The sequence below is a fragment of the Mycobacterium sp. E2733 genome (assembly GCF_001667585.1).
GTDB lineage: Bacteria > Actinomycetota > Actinomycetes > Mycobacteriales > Mycobacteriaceae > Mycobacterium.
The window spans coordinates 24,765-40,737 of sequence record NZ_LZJZ01000085.1; the positions used below are offsets into that span (position 1 = coordinate 24,765).

General features: G+C 68.7%; 12 protein-coding genes and 2 pseudogenes. 11 read left to right on the plus strand and 3 right to left on the minus strand.

Annotation, left to right across the window (positions count from 1 at the left end; all coding sequences use genetic code 11):
• The first annotated feature begins 100 nt into the window (after positions 1 to 100).
• Positions 101 to 1,450 (plus strand): mannosyltransferase, encoded by a 1,350-nt coding sequence (locus A5678_RS15595; RefSeq protein WP_068043878.1) that lies wholly within the window; start codon positions 101 to 103, stop codon positions 1,448 to 1,450.
• Here the strand turns inward: A5678_RS15595 and A5678_RS15600 are convergent.
• A complete protein-coding gene (locus tag A5678_RS15600) occupies positions 1,447 to 1,731 on the minus strand; it encodes a 4a-hydroxytetrahydrobiopterin dehydratase (protein WP_068043880.1) in 285 nt (94 codons plus the stop codon). The genes A5678_RS15595 and A5678_RS15600 overlap by 4 nt on opposite strands.
• 24 nt (positions 1,732 to 1,755) lie before the next feature.
• Here A5678_RS15600 and A5678_RS15605 point away from each other — a divergent pair, with 24 nt between their 5' ends.
• The 7 genes from A5678_RS15605 to A5678_RS15635 all read left to right on the plus strand — a co-directional run bounded on the left by A5678_RS15605 (position 1,756) and on the right by A5678_RS15635 (position 13,254).
• Positions 1,756 to 2,160, plus strand: coding sequence for a (deoxy)nucleoside triphosphate pyrophosphohydrolase (locus tag A5678_RS15605; protein WP_068043882.1), 405 nt, complete (start codon positions 1,756 to 1,758; stop codon positions 2,158 to 2,160).
• 392 nt (positions 2,161 to 2,552) lie between these two features.
• Positions 2,553 to 6,260, plus strand: coding sequence for a nitrate reductase subunit alpha (locus A5678_RS15610; RefSeq protein WP_068043885.1), 3,708 nt, complete (start codon positions 2,553 to 2,555; stop codon positions 6,258 to 6,260).
• Between the two features lies 1 nt (position 6,261).
• Positions 6,262 to 7,872: a nitrate reductase subunit beta gene (gene narH, locus A5678_RS15615; RefSeq protein WP_068043886.1), complete on the plus strand. Its 1,611-nt coding sequence runs from the start codon at positions 6,262 to 6,264 to the stop codon at positions 7,870 to 7,872.
• A complete protein-coding gene (gene narJ / locus A5678_RS15620; RefSeq protein ID WP_068043888.1) occupies positions 7,869 to 8,534 on the plus strand; it encodes a nitrate reductase molybdenum cofactor assembly chaperone in 666 nt (221 codons plus the stop codon). The genes narH and narJ overlap by 4 nt, the downstream gene beginning before the upstream one ends.
• The gene (gene narI / locus A5678_RS15625) at positions 8,527 to 9,258 is read left to right on the plus strand and encodes a respiratory nitrate reductase subunit gamma (RefSeq protein ID WP_068043890.1); all 732 of its coding nucleotides are present in this window, start codon (positions 8,527 to 8,529) and stop codon (positions 9,256 to 9,258) included. The genes narJ and narI overlap by 8 nt, the downstream gene beginning before the upstream one ends.
• Before the next feature lie 168 nt (positions 9,259 to 9,426).
• Positions 9,427 to 11,316, plus strand: coding sequence for a translational GTPase TypA (gene typA, locus A5678_RS15630; RefSeq protein ID WP_068043902.1), 1,890 nt, complete (start codon positions 9,427 to 9,429; stop codon positions 11,314 to 11,316).
• A gap of 51 nt (positions 11,317 to 11,367) precedes the next feature.
• Positions 11,368 to 13,254: an ABC transporter family substrate-binding protein gene (locus tag A5678_RS15635; RefSeq protein ID WP_197502153.1), complete on the plus strand. Its 1,887-nt coding sequence runs from the start codon at positions 11,368 to 11,370 to the stop codon at positions 13,252 to 13,254.
• A gap of 9 nt (positions 13,255 to 13,263) precedes the next feature.
• Here the strand turns inward: A5678_RS15635 and A5678_RS15640 are convergent, their stop codons facing one another.
• Positions 13,264 to 13,875, minus strand: coding sequence for a TetR/AcrR family transcriptional regulator (locus A5678_RS15640; RefSeq protein WP_068043895.1), 612 nt, complete (start codon positions 13,873 to 13,875; stop codon positions 13,264 to 13,266).
• A 79-nt stretch (positions 13,876 to 13,954) separates the two neighbouring features.
• Between A5678_RS15640 and mshB the strand changes: the two genes are divergently transcribed.
• The 3 genes and pseudogenes from mshB to fbiC all read left to right on the plus strand — a co-directional run.
• Entirely contained in the window at positions 13,955 to 14,857 is a 903-nt protein-coding gene (gene mshB, locus A5678_RS15645) for an N-acetyl-1-D-myo-inositol-2-amino-2-deoxy-alpha-D-glucopyranoside deacetylase (RefSeq protein ID WP_068043897.1), read from the plus strand.
• A 93-nt stretch (positions 14,858 to 14,950) separates the two neighbouring features.
• Complete coding sequence (locus A5678_RS15650; protein ID WP_068043899.1) at positions 14,951 to 15,412, plus strand: hypothetical protein; 462 nt, start codon at positions 14,951 to 14,953, stop codon at positions 15,410 to 15,412.
• Between the two features lie 108 nt (positions 15,413 to 15,520).
• Positions 15,521 to 15,790, plus strand: a pseudogene (gene fbiC / locus A5678_RS26570) (7,8-didemethyl-8-hydroxy-5-deazariboflavin synthase); the annotation flags it as partial.
• Here fbiC and A5678_RS26575 read toward each other — a convergent pair.
• Positions 15,775 to 15,973: pseudogene (locus A5678_RS26575) on the minus strand (hypothetical protein); the annotation flags it as partial. The pseudogenes fbiC and A5678_RS26575 sit on opposite strands and share 16 nt — an antisense overlap.

The window sequence follows — 15,973 nt, forward strand, 5'->3', positions numbered from 1 at the left end:
CAAGTGACACGTGTGGCATTTATTTGATCGTTATTGATACGAGTGACGGCGGTGACCGAACGCCACCCGACCAGGCGCGCAGCAGGCGACGCGGTCCGCCATATGCGGCTCAGGGCCAGCTCGATCGCCTAAAGTCGGGCGCATAGACACCACTTCGGCCACCCCGGCGGCACCCCCGCGCCGGCGGTTCGCGAGTCTGCTTCGGGCGGCGGCACCCGCGCTGCTCGTCGCCAGCGTCGCCGCGCGGCTTGCGTGGACGTACCTGTCGCCGCACGGCGCGAACTTCGTCGACCTGCACGTCTACCTCGGCGGCGCGGCCGCGATCGACCATCCCGGCACCCTCTACAGCTACGTCTACGCCGACCAGACGCCGGACTTCCCGCTGCCGTTCACCTATCCGCCCTTCGCCGCGGTGGTGTTCTACCCGCTGAGCCTGCTGCCCTTCGGCCTGGTCGCCTTCGCCTGGCAGATCGCGACGATGGCCGCGCTGTACGGCGCCATCCGGATCAGCCAGCGGTTGATCGGTGTGGCGCCCGGCGCCGACGGCCGCCGCACGGCCATGGCGTGGACGGCCGTCACGATCTGGATCGAGCCGCTGCGCAGCACGTTCGACTACGGGCAGGTCAACGTGTTGCTGATGCTGGCGGTGCTGTGGGCGGTGTTGACGACGCGGTGGTGGCTGTCGGGGCTGCTGGTCGGCGTCGCGGCCGGGATCAAGCTGACGCCCGCGATCGCGGGTGTCTATCTGGTCGGCGTGCGGCGATGGGCCGCGGCGGCCTCCTCCTTCCTGGTCTTCGTTGCCACCATCGCCGTGTCGGCCCTGGTGGTCGGTGATCAGACCCGGTACTACTTCACGAAGCTGCTGGGCGACGCGCACCGCGTGGGGCCCATCGCCACGTCGATCAATCAATCGTGGCGCGGCGGCATCTCGAGGATCCTTGGTCACGACGCCGGCTTCGGCACGCCCGTCCTGATCGCCATCGCCGCCACCGCGGTCGCGGCCGTCCTGGCGTGGCGGGCGCTGGACCGGTCCGACCGGTTGGGCAAGTTGCTGGTGGTCGAGCTGTTCGGGCTGCTGCTGTCACCGATCTCGTGGTCCCACCACTGGGTGTGGCTGGTGCCGCTGATGATCTGGGCGATTCACGGGCCGCTGCGCAAGCGGCGCGGCGCCGGGACCGTGGGCTGGGGCTGGCTGGCGCTGACCATCGTCGGCGTGCCGTGGCTGCTGCTCTTCGCTCAGCCGACGATCTGGCAAACTACCCGGCCGTGGTATCTGGCATGGGCCGGCCTCATCTACATCGTGGCGGCCGTGGCGACCTTGATCTGGATCGCCGCCGCCGGCCGATCACCCGAACGTCACGCTGGCGTGGCTGCCGCCGCCGAACTGGGCATACCACCCGCTTGCGGGGGACACGCTGTAGTGACGGTCGAAGACGGGGCTAAGGACTAGCTTCCGACGATCTCGTCGATGTCGTGCGCCATGGCCACGTCCTTCTCCGTGATGCCACCCTCGGAATGCGTGACCAGAGCGAAAGTCACCGTCCGCCAGCGGATGTCGATATCCGGGTGATGGTCCTTGCTCTCCGCGTGCTCGCCGACCCGGCGCACCGCGTCGATGCCGGCGAGGAAGCTCGGGAACTTGATCGACCGGCGCAGCGCACCGTCGACACGCTCCCATCCGTTGAGGTCGGGCAGTGCGGCGTCCACCTGCTCATCCGTTAACACAGCCATGCCCCGACCGTATACCGTCTGGCCATGCCGACCCAGATCGTCGTCGCCGGGGCGGTCGTCCGCGGCGCCAGTGTCCTGGTGGCGCAGCGTGCCCGGCCGCCCGAGTTGGCCGGTCGCTGGGAGCTGCCCGGCGGCAAGGTCGCCCCGGGCGAGACCGAACCCGACGCGCTGGTCCGGGAGTTGGCCGAGGAGCTGGGGCTGACGGTCGGCGACGTCGCGGTGGGCGACCGCCTGGGCGACGACATCGCGCTGGACGGCATGACGCTGCGGGCGTACCGCGTGCGCCTGCTCAGCGGTGAACCGCACGCTCGAGACCACCGGGCGGTGCGCTGGCTGACCGCGGCCGAGCTGACCGATGTCGACTGGGTGCCCGCCGACCGCGCTTGGGTCGCTGACCTGGTACGAACGCTGGCCGACGGGGCTTCATAACAAGTCCACAGCCTTTCCGCAGCTGACATTCAGCGCCGTAGAAGGTCGCGCGGGTGAACTTGGAGATATAACGCCAACATGAACTTGTAGTAAACGACTTGACCTAGCAGTGCGTCCGGAGGCGATCCCTCGTCCGCGCCGGGCGCCTCTAGTCCACAAAACCCATGCTGAATAAACGATTCCTCGTTAACAGGCCGCGCGCGGCGGAGGTGAGAGGCCCTTCTCCCGCGCCCTTTGCGGGTGCGCGACCCGCACCGCCGACATCCGTGCCGCTGCCGATCCGGCATGGCGCGGGCGGATGCATCGATGGGCCGATGCTCAACACAGCGCAGCCGGGGTTCGGAGCGCCGGCCCGGCCACGACGCAGCGATACAGAGCAGAAGGGGTAGCTGTTGACTGTCACACCACACGTCGGTGGAGCGCTCGAGGAGCTGCTGGAACGCAGCGGGCGGTTCTTCACGCCCGGCGAGTTCTCGGCCGACCTGCGCACGGTGACGCGGCGGGGCGGTCGCGAGGCCGACGTGTTCTACCGCGACAGGTGGAGCCACGACAAGGTGGTGCGCTCCACCCACGGGGTCAACTGCACCGGTTCCTGCTCCTGGAAGATCTACGTCAAGGACGGGATCATCACCTGGGAAACCCAGCAAACCGATTACCCCTCGGTGGGCCCGGACCGGCCGGAATACGAGCCGCGCGGATGCCCGCGTGGGGCGTCGTTCTCCTGGTACAGCTACTCGCCCACCCGGGTGCGTTATCCGTACGCGCGGGGCGTGCTGGTCGAGATGTACCGGGAAGCCAGGGCGCGCCTGGGTGATCCCGTGCTGGCGTGGGCCGACATCCAGGCGGACCCCGAACGTCGACAGCGCTATCAGCGCGCCCGCGGCAAGGGGGGACTGGTCCGGATCACCTGGGCCGAGGCCACGGAGCTGATCGCCGCCGCGCACGTGCACACGATCAAGACCTACGGTCCCGACCGGGTCGCCGGGTTCTCGCCCATCCCGGCGATGTCCATGGTGTCCTACGCCGCGGGGTCGCGGTTCTTCGAGCTGATCGGCGCCCCGATGACGTCGTTCTACGACTGGTACGCCGATCTGCCGGTGGCCTCACCGCAGGTGTTCGGCGATCAGACCGACGTGCCCGAATCCGGGGACTGGTGGGACGCGGCGTATTTGATGATGTGGGGCTCCAACGTGCCGATCACCCGGACCCCCGACGCACACTGGATGGCCGAGGCGCGCTATCGCGGCACCAAGGTGGTGACGGTCAGCCCCGATTACGCCGACAACACCAAGTTCGCCGATGAATGGATGCCGTGCGCGGCAGGCACCGACGGGGCGCTGGCGATGGCGATGGGGCACGTCATTCTCTCGGAATGCTATGTGCAGAAGGAGGTTCCGTTCTTCGCCGACTTCGCGCGCCGCTACACCGACCTGCCGTTCCTGATCAAGCTGGAAGAGCGCGGCGACATGCTGGTGCCGGGGAAGAACCTCACGGCGGCGGACCTGGGCAGAGGTTTCGAGACCGAAGAAAATGCGGCGCTCAAACCGGCAGTATGGGACGAGGCCTCCGACTCGGTGGTGGTGCCGCACGGCTCGCTGGGGTTCCGCTACGGCGAGGACGGCGTCGGTAAGTGGAACCTCGACCTAGGCCACCTGCAGCCCGCGCTCAGCGTGCGGAATGCTCACGGCGCCAACGGCGATGGCGACACCGCGCTGGTGCACCTGGCCAGCTTCGACACCATCAACGGCGAAGGCGCCACCGTGGCGCGCGGTGTTCCGGTGCGCCGCGTCGGCAAGCACCTGGTGTGCACGGTGTTCGACCTGATGCTCGCCCAGTACGGGGTGGCCCGGCCGGGATTGCCCGGCGAATGGCCCACCGGCTACGACGACCCGACCCAGCCGAACACCCCGGCGTGGCAGGAGGCGATCACCGGCGTGTCGGCCGCGCAGGCGATCCGCGTCGCCAAGGAATTCGCCCGCAGCGCAGAGGAATCCGGTGGCCGGTCCATGATCATCATGGGTGGTGGTATCTGCCACTGGTTCCATAGTGACGCCATCTACCGCGCGGTGCTGGCGCTGCTGATGCTGACCGGGTCGATGGGGCGCAACGGCGGCGGCTGGGCCCACTACGTCGGCCAGGAGAAGGTGCGCCCGCTCAGCGGCTGGCTGACCATGGCCATGGCCACGGACTGGGTGCGCCCGCCGCGGCAGGTTCCGGGCGGCTCTTACTGGTACGCGCACACCGACCAGTGGCGCTACGACGGCTACGGCGCCGACAAGTTGGCCAGCCCCGTCGGCCGGGGCCGGTTCGCGAACAAGCACACGATGGACCTGCTGGCGTCCGCGACGGCGATGGGCTGGAGCCCGTTCTACCCACAGTTCGACCGGTCCAGCCTGGATGTCGCCGACGAGGCGCATGCCGCCGGCCGCGACGTCGCCGACTACGTCGCCGAGCAACTCGGGCAGCGCAAGCTCAAGCTGGCCGTCACCGATCCCGACAACCCCGTCAACTGGCCGCGGGTGCTTACCGTGTGGCGCGCCAACCTGATCGGGTCGTCGGGCAAGGGCGGCGAATACTTCCTGCGCCACTTGCTGGGAACCGATTCCAATGCGCAGGCCGAACCGCCGGCCGGCGGGACTGCGCCCGTCGACGTGAGGTGCGAGGGGGACATCCCCGAGGGCAAGCTCGACCTGATGATGTCGATCGACTTCCGGATGACGTCGACGACATTGGTTTCGGACATCGTGCTGCCGGCCGCTACCTGGTACGAGAAGGCGGACCTGTCCAGCACCGACATGCATCCCTACGTGCATGCGTTCAGCGCCGCGACCGACCCGCCGTGGGAAACGCGTTCGGACTTCGACGCTTTCGGCGCCATCGCCCGCGCCTTCAGCGCCTTGGCCAAGCGGCATCTGGGCACCCGCAGCGACGTCGTGCTCACGGCGCTGCAGAACGACACCCCGGATGCCATGGCCTGTCCCGACGGCGCCGAGGACGATTGGTTACGCACCGGGGCGACTCCAGTACCGGGCCGGACGATGGCCAAAGTCACCGTGGTGGAACGCGATTACGCGGCCGTCTACGAGAAGTGGCTGACCTTGGGTCCGCTCGTCGACGCGTTCGGGGTGAGCGTCAAGGGTGTCACGGTGCACCCGTTCCGGGAGGTGGAGGAACTGGCCGCCAAGTTCGGCGTGCTGAATTCCGGTGTCGCGGCGGGTCGCCCGGCCATCACCACCGCGCAGCGGATGGCCGACGTCATGCTGTTGCTGTCGGGGACGACCAACGGCCGGCTGGCCGTGGAGGGCTTCCGCGCGTTGGAGAAGCGCACGGGTCAGCGGCTGGCGCACCTGGCCGAGGGCAGCGAGGAGCGCCGTATCACCTACGCCGACACCCAGGCGCGTCCGGTGCCGGTGATCACCAGCCCGGAGTGGTCGGGCAGCGAAACGGGGGGCCGCCGCTACGCGCCGTTCACCATCAACATCGAGAACCTCAAGCCGTTCCACACGCTGACCGGGCGGATGCACTTCTATCTGGCGCACGACTGGATCGAGGAGCTCGGCGAGCACCTGCCGGTGTTCCGCCCACCGCTGGACATGGCGCGGTTGTTCGGCCAGCCGGAGCTCGGCACGAACCCGGACGGGATAGGTCTCACGGTGCGGTATTTGACGCCGCACTCGAAGTGGTCGTTCCACTCCACTTACCAGGACAACCTTTACATGCTGTCGCTGTCGCGCGGCGGCCCGACGATGTGGATGAGTCCGGGTGACGCGGCGAAGATCGGTGTGCGGGACAATGATTGGGTCGAGGCGGTCAACGCCAATGGCATCTACGTGTGCCGGGCCATCGTCTCGCACCGCATGCCCGACGGTGTGGTGTTCGTGTACCACGTCCAGGAACGCACGGTGGACACGCCGCGCACCGAGACCAACAACAAGCGAGGCGGCAACCACAACGCGCTGACCCGGGTGCGCATCAAGCCCAGCCACCTGGCCGGCGGTTACGGCCAGCACGCGTTCGGGTTCAACTACATGGGCCCCACCGGGAACCAGCGTGACGAGGTCACGGTGGTGCGCCGCCGCAGTCAGGAAGTGACGTACTGATATGAAAGTCATGGCCCAGTTGGCGATGGTGATGAACCTCGACAAGTGCATCGGCTGCCACACGTGCTCGGTCACCTGCAAGCAGGCGTGGACCAACCGTTCCGGCACCGAGTACGTGTGGTTCAACAACGTCGAAACCCGCCCAGGGCAAGGCTATCCGCGCACCTACGAGGATCAGGAGCGGTGGCGCGGCGGCTGGATCCGCGACAGGAAGGGAAGGCTGCGGCTGCGCGACGGCGGCCGCTTCCAGAAGCTCCTGCGGATCTTCGCCAACCCCAAATTGCCCATCATCGATGACTACTACGAGCCCTGGACCTACGACTACGAGAACCTGACCACGGCTCCCGCGGGTGACACGTTCCCCACGGCCGCACCGAAGAGCCAGATCAGCGGCGAACCCATGAAGATCTCCTGGGGGCCGAACTGGGACGACAACCTGGCCGGGTCGCCGGAGATTCTGGCCGGCGATCCGATCCTGAAGAAGGTCAGCGAGGAGGTCAAGCTCAAGCTCGAAGAGACCTTCATGTTCTACCTGCCGCGGATCTGCGAGCACTGCCTCAACCCCTCCTGTGTGGCGTCGTGCCCGTCGGGCGCGATGTACAAGCGCAGCGAGGACGGCATCGTGCTCGTCGACCAGGACCGCTGCCGTGGCTGGCGCTTCTGTGTCTCCGGATGTCCTTATAAGAAGGTCTATTTCAACCACAAGACCGGCAAAGCCGAGAAGTGCACGCTGTGCTACCCGCGGATGGAGGTCGGGCTGCCGACCATCTGCTCGGAGACTTGCGTGGGGCGGCTGCGGTATCTGGGCCTGGTGCTCTACGACGTCGATCGGGTGCTGGCGGCGGCGTCGGTGGAGAACGAGAACGACCTCTACGAGGCGCAATGCCGAATCCTGTTGGACCCCAACGATCCCGACGTGATCACCGCCGCGCGTGCGGAGGGGATCTCCGATGAGTGGATCGAGGCGGCCCAACGCTCACCCGTGTACGCGCTGATCAACGACTACAAGGTGGCCCTACCCTTGCACCCGGAATACCGCACCATGCCGATGGTCTGGTACATCCCGCCGTTGTCGCCGGTGGTCGACGCCGTCAGCCGCGACGGTCACGATGGGGAAGAGCTGGGCAACCTGTTCGGCGCGCTGGACGCGCTGCGCATCCCCATGCAGTACCTGGCCGAACTGTTCACCGCCGGTGACACGGCCGTGGTCGAGGGCGTGCTGCGGCGGCTGGCGGCGATGCGCTCCTACATGCGCGACATCAACCTCGGGCGCGAAACCCAGCCGCACATACCGCAGTCCGTCGGGATGACCGAAGAGCAGATTTACGAGATGTACCGGCTGCTGGCCATCGCCAAGTACGAAGAGCGCTATGTCATTCCGACCGCGTTCAGCCCGCAGGCCCGCGACCTCGAACAGCTGGGTTGCTCGTTGACGGGCGACGGCGGCCCGGGCATGTACGAGTCGGATCCGATGCCGGTTTCCGTGGAGACCTTCCATGCCCTGAAGCAGCGCGGCGACGAACCTGGCAACACGCGGGCGCGGGTGAACCTGCTGAACTGGGACGGGCGCCAGGTACCCGCCGGAATGTTTCCCGAAGAGCAGAAGCAATGAGGCTGTTGGCCGGGCGCCGGGAACGCACGAACACCCTGCAGGACCGACTGGTGTGGCAGGCGGCCTCGCTGCTGCTGACCTATCCGGACGACGAGCTGCCGGCGCGGCTGGACACCGTCGATGAGCTGCTCAGCCACATCAGCGGGCCCGCGGCGACGCTGCTCGGACAGACGGTGGCCGCGCTGCGCGCCCGCGAGCCGATGGCCGCCGCGATGGACTACGTTGCGACGTTCGACATGCGGCGCCGCTGCACGATGTACCTGACTTACTGGACCGCAGGGGACACCCGCAACCGCGGCCGGGAGATGCTCGAGTTCGCCACCGCCTACCGGGAAGCGGGCGTGCAGCGGCCGCGCACCGAGGCCCCGGATCACCTGCCCGTCGTCCTCGAATTCGCGGCCACCGTCGATCCCGAGGTCGGGCGGCGGCTGCTGATCGAGCACCGCGTCCCCATCGACGTGTTGCGGGGCGCGCTGGCCGACGCGAAGTCGCCCTACGAGCCCACCGTGGCGGCGGTCTGCACGACGCTGCCCGCCGCGACCGACCAGGACGTGCGTCGCGCGGAGCGCCTGGCGAAAGCCGGACCGCCCGCGGAAGCCGTTGGGCTGCAACCCTTTAACTTGACCGTGCCGCCCCGTCGCGAAGGAGTGCCAGGTGTTTAGCAACGTATTGTTCTGGGACATCGCGCCGTACGTCACGTTGTCGGTATTGATCGTCGGCACCTGGTGGCGCTACCGCTACGACAAGTTCGGCTGGACCTCGCGGTCCTCGCAGATCTACGAGTCGCGGTTGTTGCGGGTGGCCAGCCCGATGTTCCACTTCGGCATCCTGGCGGTCTTCGCCGGGCACGTGATGGGCTTGTTCATTCCTCCGCGGGTGACGCACATGCTGAAGATGAGCGACCATGTTTACCATCTGCAGGCGGTCATCGCCGGGTCGATCGCCGGCCTCGCGACCCTGGTCGGGATCGGGTTGCTGATCTACCGCCGGTTCACCCGGCCGGCGGTGTCCATGGCCACCACCGCCAGCGACAAGGTGATGTATGTGGTGCTGGTGCTGGCCATCGTGGTGGGCCTGTACTGCGACCTGATCGGCACCGGGCCGCACGGCGGCGAATTCCACTACCGGTACACGGTCGGGCTGTGGTTCCGCCGGATCTGGATCTTCCAGCCGCACGGCGAGGTGATGATCAACGCACCGCTGGATTACCAACTGCACGCCCTGATCGGCATGGTGTTGTTCACGCTGTTGCCGTTCACCCGGCTGGTGCACATCTTCAGCGCGCCGGTCGCCTACTTGTTCCGGCCCTACATCGTCTACCGCAGCCGCGACGAGGCGTCCAAGGGCGAATTGGTCGGTACCGCGCCGCGCCGCAGGGGATGGTAGCGGGCGCTCGGCCGCCCGCCGGCTCGGCGCGAGCCGCCGTCTAGTGTGCGCTCGGGGCTTTCGTCGTGCGTCCAGGGCGGCGACACGCCGTGGGACGCCACCCTGGACGCACACTCGGTGACCTGCCCGGTTCGCGGTTCCGCAGTTCCCGCTGCCACAATCACCGACGTGCCATTTCGTAACGTCGCCATCGTCGCCCACGTAGACCACGGCAAGACGACCCTGGTGGACGCGATGCTGCGGCAGTCCGGGGCGCTGCACCACCGCGGTGACGACACCCAGGAACGCATATTGGACAGCGGTGACCTGGAGAAGGAAAAGGGCATCACCATCCTGGCCAAGAACACCGCCGTGCATCGCCACAACCCGGACGGAACGGTGACGGTGATCAACGTCATCGACACCCCCGGGCACGCCGACTTCGGCGGTGAGGTGGAGCGCGGGCTGTCCATGGTGGACGGGGTGCTGCTGCTGGTCGACGCGTCCGAAGGGCCGCTGCCGCAGACGCGGTTCGTGTTGCGCAAGGCGCTGGCCGCGCACCTTCCGGTGATCTTGGTCGTCAACAAGACCGACCGGCCCGACGCGCGCATCGCCGAGGTGGTCGAGGCCAGCCACGACCTGCTGCTGGACGTCGCCTCCGACCTCGACGACGAGGCCGCCAAGGCGGCCGAGCACGCGCTGGGCCTGCCGACGCTGTACGCGTCCGGCCGGGCCGGCGTGGCCAGCACTACACAGCCGGCCGACGGCGAGGTGCCCGCCGGCGACAATTTGGACCCGCTGTTCGACGTGCTGATGGAGCACATCCCGCCGCCCTCGGGAGATCCCGAGGCGCCGCTGCAGGCGTTGGTGACCAACCTCGACGCGTCGGCATTCCTCGGGCGGCTCGCCCTGATCCGCATCTACAACGGCAAGCTGCGCAAGGGCCAACAGGTGGCCTGGATGCGCGAGGTCGACGGGCTGCCCGTCATCACCAGCGCCAAGATCACCGAGCTGCTCGCGACCGAGGGTGTCGAGCGCAGCGCCACCGACGAGGCGATCGCCGGTGACATCGTGGCGGTGGCCGGCCTGCCCGAGATCATGATCGGCGACACGCTGGCCGATCCCGACCACGCCCACGCGCTGCCGCGGATCACCGTTGACGAGCCGGCGATCTCGGTGACGATCGGCACCAACACTTCGCCCCTGGCGGGCAAGGTGTCGGGCCACAAGCTCACCGCCCGCATGGTCCGCAACCGCCTTGACCAAGAGCTGGTCGGCAACGTGTCGATCCGGGTCGTGGACATCGGCCGGCCCGACGCCTGGGAGGTGCAGGGCCGCGGCGAGCTCGCCCTGGCGGTGCTGGTCGAGCAGATGCGCCGCGAGGGCTTCGAGCTCACCGTCGGCAAGCCGCAGGTGGTGACCCGCACGATCGACGGCAAGCTGCACGAGCCGTTCGAGGCGATGACGATCGACTGCCCCGAGGAATTCGTCGGCGCCATCACGCAATTGATGGCCGCCCGCAAGGGCCGCATGGAGGAGATGACCAACCACGCCGCCGGCTGGGTCCGGATGGACTTCATAGTGCCCAGCCGCGGCCTGATCGGCTTCCGCACCGATTTCCTCACCATCACGCGCGGCACCGGGATCGCCAACGCGGTGTTCGACGGCTACCGGCCGTGGGCGGGCGAGATCCGGGCCCGCCACACGGGGTCGCTGGTCTCTGACCGCAGCGGCACCATCACGCCGTTCGCGCTGATTCAGCTGGCCGACCGGGGGCAGTTCTTCGTCGAACCCGGTCAGGACACCTACGAGGGCATGGTCGTCGGAATCAACCCGCGCGCAGAGGATCTCGACATCAACGTCACCCGGGAGAAGAAGCTCACCAACATGCGGTCGTCGACCGCGGACGTCATCGAGACCCTGGCCAAGCCGCTCGAGCTCGACCTGGAACAGGCCATGGAGTTCTGTGCGCAAGACGAATGCGTTGAGGTGACTCCGGAGATCGTCCGGGTCCGCAAGGTGGAGCTGGACGCCACGACCCGCGGCCGCAGCCGGGCGCGGGCCAAGGCCCGGGGTTAATCGCGCGTGCTTGAGCGGGCTGCCGGGCAGCTGCTCGATACCCTGTTCGGCATGCCGCGACGAGTCCGCCGTTTTTTCGTGACGGTCGGTGTGATGGTCTCGCTGGCCGGATTGGCGCTCGCGGCGTGCACGGTCAACCCCCCGCCGGCGCCGCAGAGCACCGACACGCCGCACAACTCGCCACCGCCGCCGCCGAGACCGACCCAGATCATCATGGGCATCGACTCGATCGGCGCCGGCTTCAACCCGCACCTGCTGTCCGACCTCTCGCCGGTGAACGCGGCGATCAGCGCGCTGGTGCTGCCCAGCGCGTTCCGGCCGGTGCCCGACCCTGGCACGCCGACGGGCTCGCGCTGGGAGATGGACCCGACCCTGCTGGAGTCCGCCGAGGTGACCAGTCAGAACCCGTTCACGGTGACCTACAAGATCCGGCCGGAGGCGCAGTGGACCGACAACGCCCCGATCGCCGCCGACGACTTCTGGTACCTGTGGCGGCAGATGGTCAGCCAGCCCGGCGTGGTCGACCCGGCCGGGTATGACCTCATCACCGGCGTGCAGTCGCTCGAGGGCGGCAAGCAGGCGGTGGTCACCTTCGCCCAGCCCTATCCGTCGTGGAAAGAACTGTTCAGCAACATCCTTCCGGCCCACATCGTCAAGGACGTGCCGGGTGGTTTCGCGGCCGGGCTGGCCCGGGCGCTGCCGGTGACCGGCGGGCAGTTCCGGGTGGAGAGCATCGATCCGCAGCGCGACGAGATCCTGGTGGCCCGCAACGATCGCTACTGGGGAGCACCGGCCAAGCCCGCGCTCATCCTCTTCCGGCGCGCCGGGGCGCCGGCGGCGCTCGCCGATTCCGTCCGCAACGGTGACACGCAGGTGGCCCAGGTGCACGGCGGATCGGCGGCCTTCGCGCAGCTGTCCGCCATCCCCGACGTGCGCACCGCCCGGATCGTGACGCCCCGGGTGATGCAGCTGACCCTGCGCGCGAACGAGCCGAAGCTGTCCGACGCGCAGGTGCGCAAGGCGATCCTCGGGCTGCTCGACGTCGACCTGCTGGCGGCGGTGGGCGCGGGCAGCGACAACACCGTCACGCTGGACCAGGCCCAGATCCGGGCCCCCAGCGATCCCGGCTACGAGCCGACCGCGCCCCCCGCGATGACGACCCCGGCCGCGCTGGCGTTGCTGGAGCGATCCGGCTACAAGGTCGAGGGCAACTCGTCGGGCTCCGCGGCGCCGACACCGGCGAACACCACGCCGCCTGAAGTCATCCGCGGCCGGATCAGCAAGGACGGTCAACAGCTGGCGCTGGTCATCGGCGTGGCGGTCAACGACCCGACGTCCGTCGCGGTGGCCAACACCGCGGCCGACCAGTTGCGCAACGTCGGCATCGCCGCCAGCGTGCTGGCGCTGGACCCAGTGACGTTGTATCGCGATGCGCTGAACAACAACCAGGTGGACGCGATTGTCGGCTGGCACCAGGCGGGCGGGAATCTGGCGACGCGTTTGGCGTCGCGGTACGGCTGCCCGGCGCTGGAGTCGACGCAGGTACCGGCGTCCACGGGGTCGACCACGAACACTCCCGCGCCGGGCGGGCCGGCGACCACCGGGCCGGGCACCTCGGCCACCACGCCGACATCGACCCCGCCGCCCAGCCGCCCGGCTGACCCCAACGCGCTGGTGCAGGCGCCGTCGAACCTCACCGGAATCTGCGATCGCAGCGTCCAGTCCAACATCGATGCCGCCCTGAACGGCACCAAGAGCATCAACGACGTGATCACGGCGGTCGAGCCGCGCCTGTGGAACATGTCGACCGTGTTGCCGATCCTGCAGGACACCACGATCGTCGCCGCCGGCCCGAGCGTGCAGAACGTCAGCCTGTCGGGCGCCGTGCCGGTCGGCATCGTCGGCGACGCCGGCCAATGGATCAAGACCGGGCCATAACCCGCTTCGTCAGTCGCCCGCCCGCGCCGGTCGCGGCGGGATCACGGTGTCGACGATCAGCGCCAGCTCCCGGCGGTTCGGCGGCGATCCCGTCAGCAGGAAGTGCTGATTGATCAAAGCCGGGCCGATGCGGGCGGTCAGCGGGGTGATCAGCTCCGCGTCGAGCTCGCCCTCCGCGACGGCGGCGTGCAGGATCGATTCGATGATATGCAGGCGCGGCGCCACCACGGCATCGGCGAAGATGGCGCGCATCTCGGGTTCGTGCAGCAGCTGGTTGACGGTCGCCATGCCGGGGAAGGCGGTCTTCCCGGCGCAGACGTCGCGGTGCGCGCTGAACACCGTCAGCAGGTTCTCCCGCGCCGACCGGCCCGGGCGCGCTTCGGGCAACGGCGGCAACGTGTGGACCAGCGCGGCGTGCACGAGCTCGCACTTGGTGGCCCAGCGCCGGTACAGGGCCGCCTTGCCCGTGTGGGCGCGCGCCGCGATCCCTTCCATCGTCAGCCCGCCGTAGCCGACTTCCGCCAACTCGGCCAGGGTCGCCTCGTAGAGGGCCCGCTCGAGGACCTCGCCGCGTCGGCGGCTCCGGCCACCGGTCGGGGCGATCTGGGTGAGCTGCGGCATCCCTCGATAGTAGCCGTATGCGTTCCTATCGGTTGCGACGAGACCGCCGACGGGTCGCCGCTGCGGGTAGGGTGCGTCCATGTCCGAGACGCCACGGCTGCTGTTCGTCCACGCGCATCCCGACGACGAGAGCCTCAGCAACGGCGCCACCATCGCCCACTACACCTCCCGCGGGGCCGACGTGCGCGTCGTCACCTGCACCCTCGGGGAAGAGGGTGAGGTCATCGGTGACCGCTGGGCCGGGCTCGCCGTCGATCACGCGGATCAGTTGGGGGGCTACCGCATCGGCGAGCTCACCGCGGCGCTGCGCGCCCTGGGCGTCGGCGGACCCCACTACCTGGGCGGCGCGGGACGCTGGCGCGACTCGGGCATGCAGGGGACACCGGGCCGAGGGCGGCAACGGTTCATCGACGCCGACGAGCGGGAGGCCGTCGGCGCGCTGGTCGCCGTCATTCGCGAGCAACGCCCGCACGTCGTCGTGACCTATGACCCGGGCGGCGGCTACGGCCATCCCGACCACGTCCACACCCACACCGTCACAACGGCCGCCGTGGCCGCCGCCGGCTCCGGCGACTTCCCCGGCGAGCCGTGGACGGTGCCGAAGTTCTACTGGTCGGTGTTCGCCACCCGCGCCTTCATGGCGGGTCTGCGTGCGCTGAGGGGGGAGGATCTGCGGTCCGAGTGGGCGATTCCCCCGGAGGAAGAGTTCGGCTTCGGGTACGCGGACTCCGACATCGACGCCGTCGTCGAGCCCGCCCCGGAAGCCTGGGCGGCAAAGAGGGCGGCGCTCGCCGCGCACGCCACCCAGGTGGTCGTCGGACCCACCGGCCGGGCCTGCGCCCTGTCGAACAACATGGCGCTGCCGATCCTCGCCGAGGAGCACTACGTGCTGGCGGCCGGCGCGGCCGGGGAGCGCGACGAGCGCGGCTGGGAAACAGATCTGCTTGCGGGGCTTGATTTCAGCTCGGCCGGCACGGGGTAGGCTTGCCAATCAGGCAGCCACGGAAGGATTTCGCATGGACCCCGACCTGGACCCTAATCAGCAGCATTGGCAGGACCGGCTCGACAGCCTGCAGTGGGTTATCGGCTCGATACTCTCCAACATCGACAGCGTCCCGACCTGACCGAAACGAAGCCGCGCGCCGCATCCCTCGAAGACAGCGGCACGACAGACCCCGCGATACGTTTCGTTGTCTTGGCGCTGTTGGCCGTCGACGGGGTTCTTTCCGCACTGGCCGGGGCCCTGCTGCTGCCTTCCTATATCGGGGCGGTCCCGTTTCCCATCAGCGGCTTGATTTCCGGATTGGTCAACGCCGCGCTGGTGTGGGCCGCCGGGCGGTGGACCACATCGTCGCGGCTGGCCGCGTTGCCGCTGTGGACGTGGTTCCTCACGGTGGCGGTGATCAGCATGGGCGGCCCGGCCGACGACGTGATCCTGGGGGGTCGCGGCCTGATGGCCTATGGGGCCCTGCTGCTGATCGTGCTGGGCGTGGTGCCGCCGTGCTGGGTGCTGTGGCGGCGCGGGCGCCGGGCCTGACGTTCGTGCGGTCACGTTGGCCGGGATGTCCCCGATTGGGGGTATAGCGCTGCCGCTACTGTTGACTGTTGCGCAGACGAGGCCCGCACGGGGCGGAGAAAATTTCACATGTTGGGACACGCGGATGAAATTCGATCGTGGGGAAGTTACACGAAGGTGCCGCTGACTCCGGGCGAGGAGCCTACCGCTCTTCCTGATCCTGTGGTTTTGCCAAAGACCAGCGCCTCGGCGTTGCGACGGGTGCTGCGCCGCGCTCGAGACGGCGTTGCGCTCAATGTCGATGAGGCGGCGGTCGCGATGACCGCGCGCGGTGAGGACCTCGCGGACCTGTGCGCCAGCGCGGCGCGGGTACGCGACGCGGGCTTGGCTTCGGCCGGCACGGTGACGAAGGTGCAGTAATGGCAGGTGTCGCGGCACAGGTGGGTGACCGGGATGAAGACCTTGCGCGAATAGGTGACGGGCAACCCGCCGCCGGGGCCGCGCCTGCCGGCCGAAGCCAAGCCCGCGTCGCGTACCCGCGCCGCGCTGGCGCACAGGTCCGCGAGGTCCTCACCGCGCGCG